This is a genomic window from Rhizobium sp. OAE497 (assembly GCF_040546565.1).
Lineage (GTDB): Bacteria > Pseudomonadota > Alphaproteobacteria > Rhizobiales > Rhizobiaceae > Rhizobium.
On record NZ_JBEPOA010000002.1, the window covers coordinates 887,448 to 904,810 of the forward strand.

The window sequence follows — 17,363 nt, forward strand, 5'->3', positions numbered from 1 at the left end:
CTCTTCATCCACGAACAGACCGACGGAGCAAGACCATGAGCTTCAATCTGCGTAATCGTTCGCTTCTGACCGTGCAGGATTATACCTCGCGGGAATTCCGCTATCTCCTCGATCTCGCCCGGGATCTGAAGCGGGCGAAATATGCCCGGACCGAGCAGCAGCACCTGAAGGGCAAGGAGATCTGCCTGATCTTCGAGAAGACCTCGACGCGGACGCGATGCGCCTTCGAGGTGGCCTGTTCCGATCAGGGTGCGAACGTCACCTATCTCGACCCGTCCGGTTCGCAGATCGGCCACAAGGAATCCTTCAAGGATACGGCGCGTGTTCTGGGCCGCATGTATGACGCGATCGAATATCGCGGCGCGGCGCAGCACGGTGTCGAGACGCTGGCACGCTATGCTGGCGTACCCGTCTATAACGGCCTGACGGACGAGTATCATCCGACGCAGATGCTCGCCGACGTCATGACCATGCGCGAACATAGCGACAAGCCGATCGCCGATATCAAATATGCCTATGTCGGCGATACCCGCTCGAATATGGGGCACTCGCTGCTGATCGTCGGCTGCCTGCTCGGCATGGACGTGCGCATCTGCGGGCCGAGGTCGCTGTGGCCGTCGGAGGAATATATGAAGATCGCCAAGGATCTTCAGCAGGCCTCGGGCGCCAAGCTGCTCGTCACCGAAGATCCCAAGGAGGCCGTCAAAGGCGTGGATTTCATCCATACCGACGTCTGGGTATCGATGGGTGAGCCGAAGGAGGTCTGGCGCGAACGCATCAAGCTGTTGACGCCCTATCAGGTCAACACGGATCTGATGAAGGCGTCCGGTAATTCGCAGACCAAGTTCATGCATTGCCTGCCGGCATTCCACGATACCGAAACCACGCTCGGCAAGCAGATCGCCGAGGATTACGGCATGACCAACGGGGTTGAAGTCACCAACGATGTCTTCGAGTCCGAGGCGAACGTTGCCTTCGAGCAGGCGGAAAACCGCCTGCACACGATCAAGGCCCTGCTCGTCGCGACCCTGGGGGATTGAGCATGCGTGTCGTCATAGCACTCGGCGGCAATGCGCTTCTCCGGCGCGGGGAAGCCATGACCGCGGATACCCAGCGGCGCAACGCCCGCGTCGCGGCTCAGGCCATCGCGCCGCTCGCTGCCGAACATGAGGTGGTAATCACTCATGGGAATGGCCCCCAGGTCGGGCTGCTCGCCCTGCAGGGGGCGGCTTACAAGCCGGAGGAAGCCTATCCGCTCGACGTTCTCGGCGCCGAGACCGAAGGCATGATCGGCTATATGCTGGAGCAGGAGCTCGGCAATTTCCTTCCCTTCGAGCAGCCGCTCGCAACGCTGCTGACGATGGTCGAGGTGGACGCCGGCGATCCCGGCTTCCAGAACCCGACAAAGTTCGTGGGGCCGGTCTATGACAAGGGTGAAGCGGACCGCATCCGTGGGGAGAAGGGCTGGGTCTTCAAGCAGGATGGTGACAAGTGGCGGCGGGTCGTCGCCTCGCCGGCTCCGAAGCGCATCTTCGAGATCCTGCCGATCCGCTGGCTTCTGGAGCAGCGCACGATCGTCATCTGCGCCGGCGGCGGCGGTATTCCGACGATGTACGAGAAGGGCGCCGATCGCAAACTGGTCGGCGTCGAGGCCGTCATCGACAAGGATCTCTGCTCCGAGCTTCTGGCGCGCGAGCTGCGCGCCGACCTCCTGGTCATGGCGACCGATGCCGAAGCCGTCTGCATCGATTGGGGCAAGCCCTCGCAGAAGGCGATCCATCGGGTTCGCCCCGATGATCTCGAGCAGTTTTCTTTCCCTGCCGGTTCCATGGGGCCAAAGGTGGAGGCCGCCAGTCACTTTGCGCGCACCAGCGGCAAGACGGCCGCCATCGGATCGCTGGCCGATATCGCCGGGATGGTGCGCGGCGATCGTGGAACGATCATCAATACGGGCTTTGCCGGTTTGACCTGGCACGGCTGATAGCGTCAGCGAGAAACTATCCGGAAACGGCGGGGTGCGTTGCTGCACCTGGCGCCGTTTTCGTTTGGCTGACGGTTTCGCGGCCATTGCGCCGTTGCCAGACATAGACGGGGATGCCGAGCATCAAGAGGACGAGGCCGTAGAGCACCGGCTCGGCGCCCGAGCCATAGAGCGTGAAGATCGCGAAGATGAAGGCAATGAGCTCGATCACCGTGACACGCGGCATCCGCCCCTGTGTGGCCCCGGCCACGAGGCTGCCGGCAAGGGCGCAGAAAGCATAGGGAACGACGGCGGCCATGGTGCTCAAGCCGACCATCAGCTTGTAGGCGGCCGCAAAGCCCTCCGAACCGATCGCCTGGACCAGCACCAGGATCGTCGCCAGGGAGGCCGAGACCATCATGCCCCAGGCAGGAACGCCACGGGAGGAGAGCCGCGAGAAGAGCGGCGGGAACAGGCCATCGCGGGCGGCGGCCATCGGAACCTGGCCCATCAGCAGCGTCCAGCCGTTCAGCGCCCCGATCGACGAGAGCAGGACCGCAAGCGAGATCGCCAGCTCGCCCGGGCGTCCCCACATGATGCCGGCTGCCTGCGAGAACGGCGCGACGGAATGGATCAGCTGTTCGCGCGGCACCAGCCCCATCACCACGATCGTACCGAGCACATAGAGAATGGCGGCGATGGAAATGCCGAGCACGGTCGAGCGCGGAATGGTCTGCTCGGCATTCTGGACGTCGCCGGCAGGAACGGTCGCCGATTCCAGGCCGAGATAGGCAAACATCGTCAGTGGCGCGAGCGTCGCGATCGACTGCAGCAGTGGTTGGCCGCTCGGGTTGAAGTCGGCGAAATGCGAGGTGTCGATGAAGAGGAGGCCGATGATGGCGACGGCGCCGAAGGGCAGCAGCTTGGCATAGGTCGTCACCTGGGCGAAGAGACCGGCGGCGTGAACGCCGCGCAGATTGACGAGCACGATCGTCCAGATCACCCCGAGTGTCAGGATCGTCGCCGTCACGCGATTGCCGAGCGCCGGGAACAGGTCGACGATGACGCCGGTAAAGGCGATGGCGATGACGGGGAGCGATGTCCAGATCGAGATCCAGTAGCCCCAGGCGATCAGGAAGCCGGCAAAATCACCATAGGCGAGACGGGTATAGGCATAGGGTCCGCCAACCGCCGGAACGAGGCTCGCCAGGCGCGCAAACGTCAGGCCGAGGCAGATGGCGCCGGCGCCCATGATGATCCAGACGAGGATGGCGAGATTGCCATAGGGGGCGACTGCGGCCGGCGAGAGATAGAAGCCGGAGCCCACCATGTTGCCGACGACGATCGCGGTGCAGGCGGCGAGTCCGAGGCTTTTGCCGTCAGATGAGCTGGTCATGCCGTCCCTCCCGAGCTCCGCTTGAGCTGATGGCCCAAGGGGTTTTGCCTTCGAGGCGCGATTGTCGTTGCAAAAATTGGCGCCCGCAATTCGGATCAATGCGTAGTCGCCGCGGGCGGGCTAGCCTTTATAGTAGGCGCAACAGTGATCTGGTCCGGAGGACTGAAGGGGATGGGCGAGCAGGGGTTTCTCAGAATTTCGATCGCGGCCACCGTCGTCGTCGCCACGCTCGGCGTTGTCTTCGGCATTCTCTCGGGATCGTTCTCGATCGCCTTCGATGGCGTCTATTCGCTGGCCGACGCGGCGATGACCGGACTGGCGCTCTGGGTCTCCAGCCTGATCATCGACTCGACGAAGAGCGACGCCCGCTCCGGCCGTATCCGCAACCGCTTCACCATGGGTTTCTGGCATCTGGAGCCGATCGTGCTGATGTTGAACGGCTGCCTGCTGATGACGGTCGGTGTCTACGCGCTGATCAGCGCCATCATCAGCATCCTGAACGGTGGACACGAGCTGCATTTCGGCATGGCGGTCTTCTATTCGGCCTCGACGGTGGTCGTCTGCGCCATCATGGCGTTTTCAGGCATCAGGCTGAACCGGCGCATCAAATCCGATTTCGTTTCGCTCGACATCAAGGCCTGGATCATGTCGGGCGGCATTGCTCTTGCGCTCTTGATCGCGTTCCTCGCCGGCATGGCGGTGCAGTCGACGTCGATTGCCTGGATTGCCGCCTATCTGGATCCGGCCGTGCTCGCACTCGTCTGCCTCGTCATGATCCCGCTTCCGATCGGCACGGTCCGGCGAGCACTGACCGAAATCCTGCTGATCGCTCCGGTCGATCTGAAAGACCATGTCGATCGGGTGGCTTCCGAGATCGTGCAGCGGCTCGGCTTCCTTTCCCATCGCGCCTATGTCGCGCGCGTCGGGCGGGCGACGCAGATCGAGCTCTATTTCATCGTCCCCGAAGGCCTGCCGGCGAGGACGATCGAGCAGTGGGATGCGCTGCGCGACGAGATCGGCGATGCGATCGGCGATGAAAGCGCCAACCGCTGGCTGACGATTGCCTTTACCGCCGATACGGAATGGGCCGAATAGAGCCGCCGGCCTCTTTCGGTCGCGTCTTGATTGCAATCAACGACGCTCATGCCCCCGGTGTGTACGATCTCCTCCCATGGCGAAATAGCTCAGCCGTCCAGCCTTGGAGGGGCGCATGGAATTCCAACAGGCATTTCCGGTAGCCGTTATCGACGAGGACTTTGACGGCAAGAGCGCGGCCGGGCGCGGCATGCGCGATCTCGCAGCGGCGATCGAGCGGGAGGGGTTCCGCATCGTCTCGGGCATTTCCTACGACGATGCCCGCCGTCTCGTGCATGTGTTCAATACCGAATCCTGCTGGCTCGTCTCCGTTGATGGCGCCGAGGACCGGACGACGCGCTGGCGGGTGCTGGAGGAGGTTCTGAGCGCCAAGCGCCAGAAGAACGACCGGCTGCCGATCTTCCTGTTCGGCGACGACACGACGGCCGAGGACGTTCCGACGGCGGTGCTCAGGCACGCCAATGCCTTCATGCGGCTTTTCGAGGATTCCGCGGAGTTCATGGCCCGCGCCATCGTTCAGGCGGCACGCACCTATCTCGACCGGCTGCCGCCGCCGATGTTCAAGGCGCTGATGGAATACACGCTCGAGGGCGCCTATTCCTGGCATACGCCGGGTCACGGCGGCGGCGTCGCCTTCCGCAAGAGCCCGGTCGGACAGCTCTTCTACTCCTTCTTCGGCGAGAACACGCTGAGATCCGATATTTCGGTGTCGGTCGGCAGTGTCGGCTCGCTGCTCGATCATGTCGGGCCGATCGCCGAGGGCGAGCGGAATGCGGCACGCATCTTCGGCACTGACGAAACGCTCTTCGTGGTCGGCGGCACATCGACGGCGAATAAGATCGTCTGGCATGGTATGGTCGGCCGCGGCGGTCTCGTGCTCTGCGACCGCAATTGCCACAAGTCGATCCTGCATTCGCTGATCATGACCGGCGCGACGCCGATCTATCTGACGCCGTCACGCAACGGCCTCGGCATCATCGGGCCGATTTCCAAGGATCAGTTCACCCCCGAAGCCATCGCCCGCAAGATCGCGGCCAGCCCCTTCGCCGGTCAGACGAGCGGCAAGGTGCGGCTGATGGTCATCACCAATTCGACCTATGACGGGCTCTGCTACAATGTCGATGCTATCAAGGAAACGCTCGGGGATGCGGTCGAGGTGCTGCATTTCGACGAGGCCTGGTATGCCTATGCGAATTTCCACGAGTTCTACGACGGCTTCCACGGCATCTCGTCGACGCAGCCGGCCCGCTCGAAGAGCGCCATCACTTTTGCCACGCACTCGACCCACAAGCTGCTGGCGGCGCTCTCGCAGGCCTCGATGATCCATATCCAGCATGCCGAGAACAAGCGCCTCGACGTGACGCGCTTCAACGAAGCCTTCATGATGCACACCTCGACTTCGCCGCAATATGGCATCATCGCCTCCTGCGACGTCGCCGCCGCGATGATGGAGCAGCCGGCGGGCCGGGCGCTGGTGCAGGAGACGATCGACGAGGCGATCAGCTTTCGCCGAGCCATGCATTCCGTGAGGACGCAGACGGCGGGAGGTTGGTGGTTCAAGGTCTGGGAGCCGACCGTTGCCGAACATACGCCGAGCGACAATCACGCCGAATGGGTGCTGAGGCCCGGCGAAGCCTGGCACGGGTTTGCGGGGCTCGCCGAAAACCATGTGATGGTCGATCCGATCAAGGTCACCATCCTGTCGCCCGGCCTTTCCGCCAGCGGCGCCATGCAGGAACACGGCATACCGGCCGCCGTCGTCACCAAGTTCCTTTCGTCCCGCCGGATCGAGATCGAGAAGACCGGCCTCTATTCCTTCCTCGTGCTGTTCTCGATGGGGATCACGAAGGGCAAGTGGAGCACGCTCGTCACCGAGCTCATCAATTTCAAGGATCTCTACGACGCCAATGCACCGCTGACGCGGGCGCTGCCGGCGCTCGCCGCCGCCCATCCGGAAGCCTATGGGAAGATGGGCCTCAGGGATCTCTGCGAGCAGATTCATGCGGTCTATCGCAAGGACGACGTGCCGAAGGCGCAGCGCGAGATGTATACGGTGCTGCCCGATATGGCGCTGCGGCCTGCCGATGCCTATGACCGGCTCGTCAAGGGCAAGATCGAGAGCGTCGAGATCGACGATCTCATGAACCGCATGCTTGCGGTGATGATCGTTCCCTATCCGCCCGGCATTCCGCTGATCATGCCCGGCGAGCGCATCACGCCGGCGACCAAGTCGATCCAGGATTACCTGCTCTACGCGCGTGAATTCGACCGCAAGTTCCCGGGCTTCGAGACCGATATTCACGGCCTGCGCTTTGCGCCTGCCGATGGTGGCCGGCGCTATCTCGTAGACTGCATTGCAGAAGGACCGGAACAATGATCCCGCGCGATGTGAAATCTCCGACCGTCGCCATCCCCTTCCACAAGATGCTGAAGGTGGTGATCGTCGCCGATGGCGGCAATCCGCAGGTCCAGGAGCTGGTCGCGCAGATAGCGGCCGAGAATTTCGAGGTGGAGCTGCGCGACGACTATTCCGCCGATGTTTCCGAGGATGCCTCGGTGGGTGCCTATGTCGGCTCGGTGGAAGGCGGAAGGCTGCCCGATGCACGGCGCTTCCTGCGTTCCGTCAGGGAGATCGGCTTCCGCACGCCGATCTGGGCAATGGCCGATACGCTGACGATCTCCGATATGGATGTCGTCGAGATGGCGGGCGAGGTCGATGGCTTCGTCTATCTCGGCCAGCAGACGCCAGCCTTCTACGCGAAGCAGGTCATTTCAAGCCTCTACAATTACGGCAAATCCCTGCTGCCGCCATTCTTCGGCGGCATGATGGCCTATGACGGCGAGGCGAATATCGCCTTCGATTGCCCCGGCCATCAGGGCGGGCAGTTCTACCGGAAATCACCGGCCGGACAGCTGTTCTTCAAATATTTCGGCGAAAGCATCTTCCGCAACGATCTCTGCAATGCTGACGTCGATCTCGGCGATCTCCTGATCCATGAGGGGCCGGCGGCAGAAGCGCAGAAACAGGCGGCCCGCATCTTCGGCGCTGACCGCACCTATTTTATTCTCAACGGCACCAGCACCTCCAACAAGGTCGTCGCCAATGCCGTGCTGCGGCCGGGCGATCTCGTGCTGTTCGACCGCAACAATCACAAGTCGCTGCATCAGGGAGCGCTGGTGCAGGCCGGCGCCATTCCGGTCTATCTGCCGACGGCTCGCAATTCCTTCGGCATGATCGGCGCCGTCGATTGGGAGGCCTGGGACGAGGGCGCTCTGCGGCAGCGGATCGAGGCGCACCCGCTGGTGCAGGACAAGAGCCGCGCCCGCGCCGACCGGCCGTTCCGGCTCGCCTGCATCCAGCTCTGCACCTATGACGGCACGATCTACAACGTGCGCCAGGTGATGGAGAAGATCGGCCACCTCTGCGATTACGTTCTCTGGGACGAGGCCTGGATCGGCTACAACGCCTTCCATCCGCTGTTCGAGGGACATAGCCCGATGCGGCTGACGGACCTTCGGCCCGATATGCCCGGCCTGTTTTCGACCCAGTCGGTGCACAAGCAGGGAGCGGGCTTTTCGCAGGCCTCGCAGATCCACAAGCGGGACGAACATATCAGCGGCCAGCGCCGGTTCGTCGAACACAAGCGGTTCAACGAATCCCTGCTGATGAACGTCTCGACCTCGCCTTTCTATCCGCTCTTCGCCTCGCTCGACGTCAATGCCAAGGTGCACGAGGGCAAGGCCGGCGAGATGCTGTGGGACCGCTGCATCGAACTCGGTATCGAGGCCCGCAAGAAGCTGCGCGGCTTCGTCCACCACTACGAGACGAAGGCCGGCGACGCCGAGGAACAATGGTTCTTCGATCCCTTCGTACCGGACAAGGTCTCGATATCGGGCTCGAAGCACACAAGCGACCTCGCAGAAACGCGATGGGAGGATATCCCGACCGAGGTGCTGAAGCGCGAACAGCAATGCTGGCGCTTCGATCCGGAGGCGAAATGGCACGGCTATTCCGGCTATGCGCCCGGCTATACGATGGTCGATCCGAACAAGCTGGCGCTGCTCACCCCGGGGATCGATCGCAAGACCGGCGAATATCGCGATTTCGGCATTCCGGCGACGGTCGTCGCCAATTACCTGCGCGAACAGCGGGTGGTGGCGGAAAAATGCGATCTGAACAGCCTGCTCTTCCTGATGACGCCCGCCGAGGACGAGAGCAAGCTGAACACGCTGATCGCCAAGCTGGTGAAGTTCAAGAACCTCTGGGACCGCGATGCGCCGCTGCAGGAAGTGCTGCCGACGGTATTCGCCGCCAATCGCGAGCGCTACAAGGGCTACACGGTCCGCCAGGTCTGCAAGGAGATGCACTCCTTCTACCGCCAGGCTGGCGTCAAGCAATTGCAGCGGCTCTGCTTCCGCTCCGAGAGCTTTCCGGAGCCGGCACTCCCGCCGAAGCTCGCCTATGAGGCGCTTGTCGCCAACAATGTCGATTATGTGCCGCTGACAGAGGCGGCCGGGCGCATCTCGGCGACGCTGGCGCTGATCTATCCGCCGGGTATCGGCGTCATCGTGCCCGGCGAGCGCTGGGACGAGCGGGCGCGCCCGATGCGCGACTATTTCCTGGCCTTCGAGGAATCCTTCAACCGCTTTCCCGGCTTCAACTACGAGGTCCAGGGCGTGTTCCAGGAGCGGGTCGACGGGCGGATCAAGTTCTACACCTATGTCGTGCGCGAGTAGCGGGGACGGGAGGATGTCATCATGACCGACAACACAATGCATCTTGCAGCCGAAACGACGGCCAAGAAGAAGATGAATCTGGTGCAGCTGACCTTCATCGTCGCCGTCAACATGATGGGATCAGGCATCATCATGCTGCCGGCCAACATGGCACAGGTCGGCGCGATCTCCCTGCTTTCCTGGCTGGTAACGGCCGTCGGCTCGATGGCGATCGCCTATGGCTTCGCGCAGGCTGGGCTGTTCAACCAGCGGCCGGGCGGCATGTCCGCCTATGCGGAGGATGCCTATGGGAAGGACGGCTATTTCATGGTCTTCTTCCTGTATTTCCTGTCGCTTGCCGTCGGCAATGTTGCCATCGGCATCTCGGCGGTCGGCTATCTTGCCGGCTTCTTCCCGGTACTGACCTCGACGCCCGTCATGACCTGCCTGGCGCTGATCGTGCTTCTGTGGCTGACAACGGCCGCGAATTTCGGCGGGCCGCGCATCACCGGGCGCATCGGCTCGGTCACGGTCTGGGGCGTCATCATTCCGGTCGGGCTGTTGTCGATCATCGGCTGGCTGTGGTTCAGCTCGAGCACCTTCGCCGCCGCCTGGAACCCGAAGGGATTGAGCATCGCGCAGGGTATGGGATCGAGCATTTCGCTCACACTCTGGGCCTTCCTCGGCATGGAATCGGCCGCGCAGAACTCGGATGCCGTCGAAAATCCCAAACGGGACGTGCCGCTCGCCTGCATGTTCGGCACGCTCGGGGCCGCCGTCATCTACATCCTGTCGACGACGGTCATCCAGGGCATCGTTCCGAATGCGGATCTCGCAAGCTCGACCGGTCCGTTCGCGCTCGCCTATGCCACGATGTTCAACCCGACGATCGGCTCGATCATCATGGCGCTTGCGGTACTCGCCTGCCTCGGATCGCTGCTCGGCTGGCAGTTCACGATCGCGCAGACGGCGCGCACGGCGGCCGAAGAGCGGATGTTTCCGTCGATCTTCAAGCGAGTCAACGAGATGGGCGCTCCGGTCCCCGGAATGATCGTCCTTGGTATCGTTCAAACCGGCCTTGCCTTGATGACCATATCGCCGACGCTGAGCGAGCAGTTCTCGGCGCTCGTCAATCTCGCGGTGGTCACCAATGTGCTGCCCTACATCATTTCGCTTTCGGCCCTGTTCGTGATGATGAAGGCTGCGGGCGTGCCGCAGTCGAAATTCCGGCTGAATGCGACGGTTGTGATCATCGGCATGGCCTATAGCGTCTTTGCGATCTACGCCTCCGGCAAGGATGCGGTGCTCGGCGGTATGATCGTCACAGGTATCGGCTTCATCATCTACGGCCTGATTGCCCCGCGTTTCGCCACCGGCGCGAACCGCGTCCCGGCCGGCCAATAGCGGGAGGACCAGACATGTCAGGACAGAATCCCCGTTGGGCGCTTGCCGCCGTCTCCTTCGTAACGGCGGCCGCTGCGCTGGCGATTGCCGTTCCGGCTTCGGCCCAGACGCTCGATCGCGTCAAGTCGAGCGGCGCGCTCAAGCTCGGCTACGATCCAGATGCCAGGCCCTTCTCTTTCGACGGCGGGCAGGGGAAGCCGGATGGCTACGCCGTTGCGCTCTGCAACAAGATCGCCGACAGCCTGAAGACGCAGCTGCAGCTTGAGAAGCTCGACGTCGAATGGGTCTCGCTTGCCGGCGACGCGAAGACGCAGGCGATCCAGAGCGGTGCTGCCGATATCGTCTGCGGCGCCGAGCCGGTGACGCTGACGCGGCGGCAGGTGGTTTCCTTTTCACTGCCGATCTTTCCGAGCGGCACGGGCGCGCTGCTCAGCGCCAGTTCGCCGTTGGCGCTGCGCGAGGTGCTGCAATATGGGCAGCCCTCCGACCGGCCGGTCTGGCGCGGATCTCCTGCTCGAACGATCCTCGAGCATAAGACCTTCTCCTCGATTGCCGGAAGCACCAGCGAGAGCTGGCTTTCGGAGAGGATCAAGACCTTCCAGCTCGCGGCGACGGCGACAGCGGTCGCCAACTATCAGGAGGGGATCACGCGCGTGCTGGACGGAAGCTCGGCTGTCCTCTTCGGCGATATGCCGCTCCTGATGGATGCGGCGGCCCGCAGCGACAATTCAGGCAACCTGATCGTCATCCAGCGCTATTTCACCTTCGAACCGCTCGGCCTCGAGCTGGCGCGGGGTGACGAAGATTTCCGCGCTGCCGTCGACCGGGCGCTGAGCCAGACCTATGCCGCACAGGATTTCCCGGCGCTCTTCACCACCTGGTTCGGGCCGCCGGATATTGCAACCGTGACATTCTTCCAGCAGACGGCTTTGCCCGAATAGGGATATGTCTTTGACCTCTTCGGTCCCGGATCGATACATTTTTGTGATCGCGGGGAACGATCTGATGCCTTGTTGGCTTCGTATTAGATGCACGGGGAGTGCGTTGAACGCGGAGCTGATCCATGAGCCGAGAACGCGGCCGCAGAAAACTGATGCTACGACTGCCCGACATCCGTCATCTCTTGGCGGGTGTCAGCAGCGAGGCGCTCGGGGAGATGTTCGAAGCCTATGATCTGGCTGTCGATGCGCTCGACCGCTTCCGCAATCAGTGGCCAAGGGAAGAGAAGCTCGTGACCGAATACGAGCAGATATGCCGCGAGATCGAGCAGGAGATCGTCGTCTACTGTACCGAGCGCTGAACCTATAGGTTCCGCTCCAGCTGCCCATGCAGGCCGACAACCGGATCCGTTGCCGCATTCTCCGGCGCGGCCGGTGGCCAGGCCCAGGCGCGCAGCAGCTCATAGAAGACGCTGAGGATGACCGGTCCGAGGAACAGCCCCAGAAGACCATGCGAGAGCGTGCCGCCGATGACGCCGATCAGGATGACGGGCATCGGCGTCGAGAGACCGCGCGACATCAGGATCGGCTTCAGCACATTATCGACGAGGGTGATCGGCACCGCGACGCAGGTGAAAACGAGCGCCAGCCCCGCCGGCCAGGAAAACCAGGCCCAGATGATCAATGGCAGGATCACCAGCCCCGGCCCGATCTGCATGACGCAGAACATGAAGACCAGGAAGGTCAGCGCGCCGCGGGCGGGAACGCCGAAGATCACGAAGCAGAGGCCGCATAACAGCGTTTGCAGGAAGGCAACGCCGATGACGCCGCGCGAGACATTGCGCACGGTATTCCCGGCCAGCCGGGCAAATCCCACACCCTTTTCGCCGGCGACCCGGTTTGCCAGCACTTGAACGGCCGAGGCGAGACGCGCCGAGCGCCTCAGGAACAGCCCGGAAAGCATGACCGAGACGACGAAGCTCAGGACGCCGCCGCCGATCGAGGCGAGCTTGGTGACGACCACGCCCATCACCTCGCGGATTGGCGCCTGGAACTTGATGATGGTGGAGGCGAGGTCGCCGGAGACCTGGTTCCAGAACTCATGCAGCCGTTCGCCGACGAGGGGCCATGCCTTGATGGCTTCAGGGGCGGCAGGCAGGGTGAAGTTGCCGGACCATAGCTTGCCGATCAGGCCCTGCACCGTGTCGGCGAAATTCACGGCGACGAGCGCCAGCGGCGCGATGATCAATACGAGGCAACCGATGACGATGACGATCGCGGCGATGACCGGCCGGTTGCCGATCAGCCGCGACACTGTGGCGAACAATGGATAGAGCGCGACCGCCAGGATGGCCGACCAGATCACGATCAGCAGGAACGGCGCGATGAGCACCATCGTCCAATAGGCAAAGAGCGCGATGATGCCCAGCCGGACGATATCGCTCACTCGGGCCTCGATCGAGATCTGGCCTGAATCGGCTCGCGGAGCCGTGTTCTCGGTTATCTGCTCCATCCCGGTATCCGCCTATCCCCGGCCGGCTGCTTAAGCCGTCGTATCGGGCACGACATGGCGGACGCTGCGATCTTCCATGAAGTCGGACGGACGCTTCTGCCGCTTGCCGAGATCGGGCTCGTCGAACTTCAGCCGCTCATAGGGGATCGACTGCAGAATATGCGAGATGCAGTTGATGCGCGCCCGCTTCTTGTCGTCGGAAGGCACGATCCACCAGGGCGCATGATTGGTGTCGGTCATCCGCAGCATTTCGTCATAGGCGCGCGTGTAGTCCCACCAGCGCTGATAGGATTCGACATCCATCGGGCTCAGCTTCCACTGCCGCATCGGATCGTCGATCCGGCGGCGGAAGCGGCGTTCCTGCTCTTCCTCGCTGACCGTCAGGAAATACTTGAGCAGGATGACCCCGCTTTCGACGATCGCGGCTTCGAAACGCGGTGCGAGCTCGAGGAAGCGTTGCGCCTTCTTGTCGCTACAGAAACCCATCACCCGATCGACGCCGGCGCGGTTGTACCAGCTGCGGTCGAAGATCACGATCTCGCCGGCGGCCGGCAGATGGGCGATGTAGCGCTGCATGTAGATCTGCGATTTCTCGCGCTCGGTCGGTGCCGGGAGCGCCGTGACGCGGAAGACGCGCGGGCTGACCTTCTCGGTGATCCGCTTGATCATCCCGCCTTTGCCGGCAGCGTCGCGCCCCTCGAACACGATGACGATCCGGGCGCCGGATTTCTTCACCCAGGCCTGCAGATGCGCAAGCTCCACCTGCAGACGGACGATTTCCTTGTCGTAGTCCCAGGCCTTCTTTTTCTTCTTCGCCTTGGTCTTGGGCGTTGCGTCGCCATTGGCCTCGGTTGGTTCGTAGTTCTCTTCCATGGCTCTCCCTCCTGGCGTGTTTAAGGTGCGTTATGCGCGACTGCGGCCGGGCCGATCTGGTCGATGTCGCCGATCAGCGTCCGCAGGGCTTCTTCCCTGCCATTGAAAAGGTTCTCGGCACCGATCGCCTTGATCACCCCGGCGCGCTCCAGGATCGGCCGGCTGTCCTCGCTGAGATCGGCGATGGCGAAGGTGATGTTCCGCTTCTGGAGAAGCTCGGCCACGGCCTCCAGAGCGGTGGCGCCGGTGCTGTCGATCTGGCTGATCGCGCTGGCATCGAGCACCAGGCACCTGGTCCCCGGCGGAAGGTCCTTGATGACGGAGGTCAGCCGGATGCGGACATAGTCGGCGTTGTAGAAAAGGATACTCCCCTGCACCGCGAAGACGGCCGCGCCCTCGACAGGGCGGGCTTCCGGATAGCGCTTGAGATCGAAGAAGCCGTGCCGGCCCTCGATGCGGCCGAGCAGGCCATCACGCGGAAACATGGTCTGGCGCAGCAGGTAGACGAAGGTGGCGCCGACGGCGACGACCACACCGTTCAGCACGCCGAAGCTGATCGCGCCCCACATGGCGATCAGCGCGAAGACGAACTCCATGCGGCTGATGCGCCAGATCTTCTTGAGCTCGTCGATATCGATGAGGCTGATCGCCGCCGTCGCCAGAATGGCGGCGAGCGCCGGGATCGGCAGGATGCGAAGGGCGCCGTGCAGGAAGACGAGTGCGGCAATCAGCGTCGCCGCCGAGACCAGGCCGGAGAGTTGCGAAACGCCGCCGGTCGACAGGTTGATCGCGGTGCGGGAGTCCGAGACGCTGACCGGGAAAGAGCCGAAGAGCCCCGGCGCGATATTGGCGGCGCCGATGCCGATCAGTTCCTGGTTGGCGTCGACTTCTTCGCCGGTGCGCGATCCGAAGCTGCGGGCTGCGACGATTCCGGCGCCGAAGCTGACGAGAAAGATCGCGGCAGAACCGAGGATGATCTTGTCGAGCGGCATATGCTGGAAGGCGGGGATCGAGAAGGCGGGCAGCCCGCTCGGCAGATCGCCGACAACGGCGATGCCCCGGCCCTGGAAATCGAAAAGCGCCGAAAGGATGACGGATATCACGACGACCAGAACCGGGCCGGGAACACGCCAGCGGAAGGCCTTGACGATCCACAGCAGGGCAAACATCGCGACCCCGAGCAGCAGCGAGGGCCAGTGGATCCCGGCAACCTTCGCCGCGATCTCCAGCAACGGCGCAATCAATCCCTCGGATTCGATCTTCACGCCGGTGAAACGGCCGATCTGCCCGACGAGGATCGAGAGTGAAACACCGGCAAAGAAGCCGACGAGAATGGGGCGCGAAAGGAAGCTTGCGAGAATGCCGAGCCGCAACAGCTTGGCGGCAATGCAGCAGATGCCGACGCCCAGCGCAAGCGCTGCGGCGATCGCCACCCGGTCGACTTCGGCTCCTGCCGGCGCTGCCGCGACGATCGTTCCCATCGCGGCGGCAAGCACGGTCATGGTCGCGGCATCTGGCCCGACGATGAGCAGGCGCGAGGGGCCGAAGATCGCATAGGCAATCGGTGCGACGATGCTGGCATAGATCCCGGTCTCGGGCGGCAGGCCGGCGATTGCGGGGTAGGCGATGGCGCTCGGCAGGCCGACGGCGGCGATCGACAGACCGGCCGGGATATCACTGCGCAACCAGTCCTTGTTGAAGCCGGTCAGGCCTCGCAACATCGGTAGACTGCCTATCACCGCCTGCTCCTATCGTTTCACTGCATCTCCGTTGTCTGCGGCCCGCCCAAGCGCGAGCCGCCTTTTGCATCAATGTTCGAGGAACACGTAGTTCATCCAGGCGCTCATCCGCAGCAGAACCTTGCGGAGGATGGCGACGTGGTGCCAATAGTGCGTGTAGACGGCGACATCGGCGACGACACCGCCAGGTAGCTGATATTGATCGGTATTTTCCAGGATTTCGATGCGTGCCAACGTCTGGCCGGGTGCGATGCGCTCGGGTGCCTGCGGGTCGATCAGCGCTCCGCTCGGCTGCAATTGTCCCTGCGCCATGACGTCGATGACTTCCTGGACGCGCGCCTTGAAGATCTTGCCGGGCACGGCCTTGAACGACACCTCGGCATCATCGCCGACGCGCACGCGTTGCAGCGAGTTCTGGATGAAGGCTGCGGCAAGCATCCGGTCCTCGCTGTTGATGAACACCATGACCGGACGAAGCGGCAGCGGATTGGCCATCATGCCCGGACGCAGGAAGACCTGGGTGACATAGCCATCCGTCGGTGCGCGCACCGTGGTCTGGTCGAGCTCGTACTCGGCATTGTTGAGTTCGGCCTGGAGCCGGGCGACGGTCGGGTTCGTTCCGTCGATTTCGGCCTCATAGGCGAGCTTTGCCTGGGCAGCCTGGGCGCGGGCGGTATCAACCGCTGCTTCTGCCGTCAGATAGATGCCGCGGCGGTTTTCGACTTCGAGTTCGGAGTAAACCGCGCCGCGGCCGCTCGACTTCGAATTCTCGTTGGATTGCTGGAACTTCTCGAAGGCCTGCAACGAGCGGTCGCGAGAGGCTTCGGCGCCGGTGACGGCCGCGTTCGCGGCGTCGAGTGCGGCCTTCAGCTGCAGAACGGTCTGTTTGGCTTCGGCAAGCGATGCCTTCTTCTGGTCGACGGCGAACTGATAGGGCCGCGGGTCGATGCGGAAGAGGACATCGCCCTTCTTCAGCGGTACGTTCGGGGTCACGGGAACCTCGACGACCTGGCCGCCGACGACGGGGATGACCGGGGCCGAGGTGAAGTAGATGCGCCCGTCACTCGAATAGGGATGGTTGTAGCTCATCAGCAGCAACAGGCCGGAGATCAGGAACACGCCGCCGAGAACGGCGGTCGAGAGCGTCCACTGGTTTACCGGGATGCGGAAGATCTTGAAGATCGTCCAGCAGATCGCGGCATAGGTCAGGATGAGGAGCAGATCCATCAGGCATTCTCCCTCTGCGGCGTCTGTCCCTCGAGCTCGGCGATGCGAGCATGCAGACGGGCGATTTCGGCATTTGCCTCGGCCTCGGCCGACAGCTTTCCATCCTGGCGGATGCCCCAGCCGCGATCCTCGCGATAGAGCGTTGCCCATATGAAGAGGAACGGCCAGATGGCGTGCAGCGTGAAGAGGCTCACCCAGCCGGCGACATGGATTGCATCCTGATGCGGATGATTGCGCGATTTGGCGATGAGATGCGGAATGTCATGGATCGCGATCACCGCATAGAAGAGGGTGATGACCACGAAGACCAGGACCCCCAGGGCAAAATAGTCGAGAAACACGGCTCCTCCCTCCGGCTGGTCTGAACGAGCCGTTTTGATCGCTATTCGACAGGCGGATGTTAGACCCGTTTTGGCGGTGAGGCCTGTAGCATCGCGTAATCTCTATCGGCGCGATCAGGACGGGCGGACAGGCGAGAGCAGTCGCGGCTGCAGGGGCGAGC

At 63.0% G+C, this 17,363-nt stretch carries 14 protein-coding genes; 8 read left to right on the forward strand and 6 right to left on the reverse strand.

What is annotated here, in order from left to right; translation table 11 throughout:
* The first annotated feature begins 35 nt into the window (after positions 1-35).
* On the forward strand, positions 36-1,040 hold the full coding sequence (locus ABIE40_RS23740) for an ornithine carbamoyltransferase (protein WP_112711165.1): 1,005 nt from the start codon (positions 36-38) through the stop codon (positions 1,038-1,040).
* Positions 1,041-1,042: 2 nt separating this feature from the next.
* Entirely contained in the window at positions 1,043-1,981 is a 939-nt protein-coding gene (gene arcC, locus ABIE40_RS23745) for a carbamate kinase (RefSeq protein WP_199628242.1), read from the forward strand.
* Positions 1,982-1,997: 16 nt separating this feature from the next.
* Here the strand turns inward: arcC and ABIE40_RS23750 are convergent, their stop codons facing one another.
* Complete coding sequence (locus ABIE40_RS23750) at positions 1,998-3,356, reverse strand: amino acid permease (RefSeq protein WP_199628241.1); 1,359 nt, start codon at positions 3,354-3,356, stop codon at positions 1,998-2,000.
* Between the two features lie 171 nt (positions 3,357-3,527).
* Here ABIE40_RS23750 and ABIE40_RS23755 point away from each other — a divergent pair, with 171 nt between their 5' ends.
* From ABIE40_RS23755 to ABIE40_RS23780, 6 genes are all read left to right on the forward strand, one after another.
* A complete protein-coding gene (locus tag ABIE40_RS23755; RefSeq protein WP_199628381.1) occupies positions 3,528-4,451 on the forward strand; it encodes a cation diffusion facilitator family transporter in 924 nt (307 codons plus the stop codon).
* A 115-nt stretch (positions 4,452-4,566) separates the two neighbouring features.
* Entirely contained in the window at positions 4,567-6,828 is a 2,262-nt protein-coding gene (locus ABIE40_RS23760) for an Orn/Lys/Arg family decarboxylase (RefSeq protein WP_199628240.1), read from the forward strand.
* Positions 6,825-9,188, forward strand: a complete 2,364-nt coding sequence (gene speC / locus ABIE40_RS23765; RefSeq protein ID WP_199628239.1) for an ornithine decarboxylase — start codon at positions 6,825-6,827, stop codon at positions 9,186-9,188. Before ABIE40_RS23760 ends, speC begins: the two co-directional genes overlap by 4 nt.
* A gap of 21 nt (positions 9,189-9,209) precedes the next feature.
* Positions 9,210-10,571 (forward strand): putrescine-ornithine antiporter, encoded by a 1,362-nt coding sequence (potE, locus tag ABIE40_RS23770; protein WP_130281526.1) that lies wholly within the window; start codon positions 9,210-9,212, stop codon positions 10,569-10,571.
* 14 nt (positions 10,572-10,585) lie between these two features.
* Positions 10,586-11,512: an amino acid ABC transporter substrate-binding protein gene (locus ABIE40_RS23775; RefSeq protein ID WP_199628238.1), complete on the forward strand. Its 927-nt coding sequence runs from the start codon at positions 10,586-10,588 to the stop codon at positions 11,510-11,512.
* A gap of 122 nt (positions 11,513-11,634) precedes the next feature.
* Positions 11,635-11,871 carry a hypothetical protein gene (locus ABIE40_RS23780; RefSeq protein WP_112711157.1) on the forward strand — a complete coding sequence of 79 codons (237 nt, stop codon included), beginning with the start codon at positions 11,635-11,637 and terminating at the stop codon, positions 11,869-11,871.
* Between the two features lie 2 nt (positions 11,872-11,873).
* Here ABIE40_RS23780 and ABIE40_RS23785 read toward each other — a convergent pair whose 3' ends face one another.
* From ABIE40_RS23785 to ABIE40_RS23805, 5 genes are all read right to left on the reverse strand, one after another.
* The gene (locus ABIE40_RS23785) at positions 11,874-13,022 is read right to left on the reverse strand and encodes an AI-2E family transporter (RefSeq protein WP_199628237.1); all 1,149 of its coding nucleotides are present in this window, start codon (positions 13,020-13,022) and stop codon (positions 11,874-11,876) included.
* Between the two features lie 30 nt (positions 13,023-13,052).
* Positions 13,053-13,895 carry a polyphosphate kinase 2 gene (gene ppk2 / locus ABIE40_RS23790; protein ID WP_112711155.1) on the reverse strand — a complete coding sequence of 281 codons (843 nt, stop codon included), beginning with the start codon at positions 13,893-13,895 and terminating at the stop codon, positions 13,053-13,055.
* A gap of 20 nt (positions 13,896-13,915) precedes the next feature.
* Positions 13,916-15,634 (reverse strand): SulP family inorganic anion transporter, encoded by a 1,719-nt coding sequence (locus ABIE40_RS23795; RefSeq protein WP_199628236.1) that lies wholly within the window; start codon positions 15,632-15,634, stop codon positions 13,916-13,918.
* A 69-nt stretch (positions 15,635-15,703) separates the two neighbouring features.
* Complete coding sequence (locus ABIE40_RS23800; protein WP_199628235.1) at positions 15,704-16,861, reverse strand: HlyD family secretion protein; 1,158 nt, start codon at positions 16,859-16,861, stop codon at positions 15,704-15,706.
* On the reverse strand, positions 16,861-17,202 hold the full coding sequence (locus ABIE40_RS23805) for a DUF3302 domain-containing protein (RefSeq protein WP_112711152.1): 342 nt from the start codon (positions 17,200-17,202) through the stop codon (positions 16,861-16,863). Before ABIE40_RS23805 ends, ABIE40_RS23800 begins: the two co-directional genes overlap by 1 nt.
* Positions 17,203-17,363: the final 161 nt, after the last annotated feature.

Bases quoted from the DNA above. Each gene is read 5' to 3' on its own strand.
- ABIE40_RS23740 (WP_112711165.1), top strand. From the start codon at position 36: ATGAGCTTCAATCTGCGTAATCGTTCGCTTCTGACCGTGCAGGATTAT.
- arcC (WP_199628242.1), top strand. From the start codon at position 1,043: ATGCGTGTCGTCATAGCACTCGGCGGCAATGCGCTTCTCCGGCGCGGG.
- ABIE40_RS23750 (WP_199628241.1), bottom strand. From the start codon at position 3,356: ATGACCAGCTCATCTGACGGCAAAAGCCTCGGACTCGCCGCCTGCACC.
- ABIE40_RS23755 (WP_199628381.1), top strand. From the start codon at position 3,528: ATGGGCGAGCAGGGGTTTCTCAGAATTTCGATCGCGGCCACCGTCGTC.
- ABIE40_RS23760 (WP_199628240.1), top strand. From the start codon at position 4,567: ATGGAATTCCAACAGGCATTTCCGGTAGCCGTTATCGACGAGGACTTT.
- speC (WP_199628239.1), top strand. From the start codon at position 6,825: ATGATCCCGCGCGATGTGAAATCTCCGACCGTCGCCATCCCCTTCCAC.
- potE (WP_130281526.1), top strand. From the start codon at position 9,210: ATGACCGACAACACAATGCATCTTGCAGCCGAAACGACGGCCAAGAAG.
- ABIE40_RS23775 (WP_199628238.1), top strand. From the start codon at position 10,586: ATGTCAGGACAGAATCCCCGTTGGGCGCTTGCCGCCGTCTCCTTCGTA.
- ABIE40_RS23780 (WP_112711157.1), top strand. From the start codon at position 11,635: ATGAGCCGAGAACGCGGCCGCAGAAAACTGATGCTACGACTGCCCGAC.
- ABIE40_RS23785 (WP_199628237.1), bottom strand. From the start codon at position 13,022: ATGGAGCAGATAACCGAGAACACGGCTCCGCGAGCCGATTCAGGCCAG.
- ppk2 (WP_112711155.1), bottom strand. From the start codon at position 13,895: ATGGAAGAGAACTACGAACCAACCGAGGCCAATGGCGACGCAACGCCC.
- ABIE40_RS23800 (WP_199628235.1), bottom strand. From the start codon at position 16,861: ATGGATCTGCTCCTCATCCTGACCTATGCCGCGATCTGCTGGACGATC.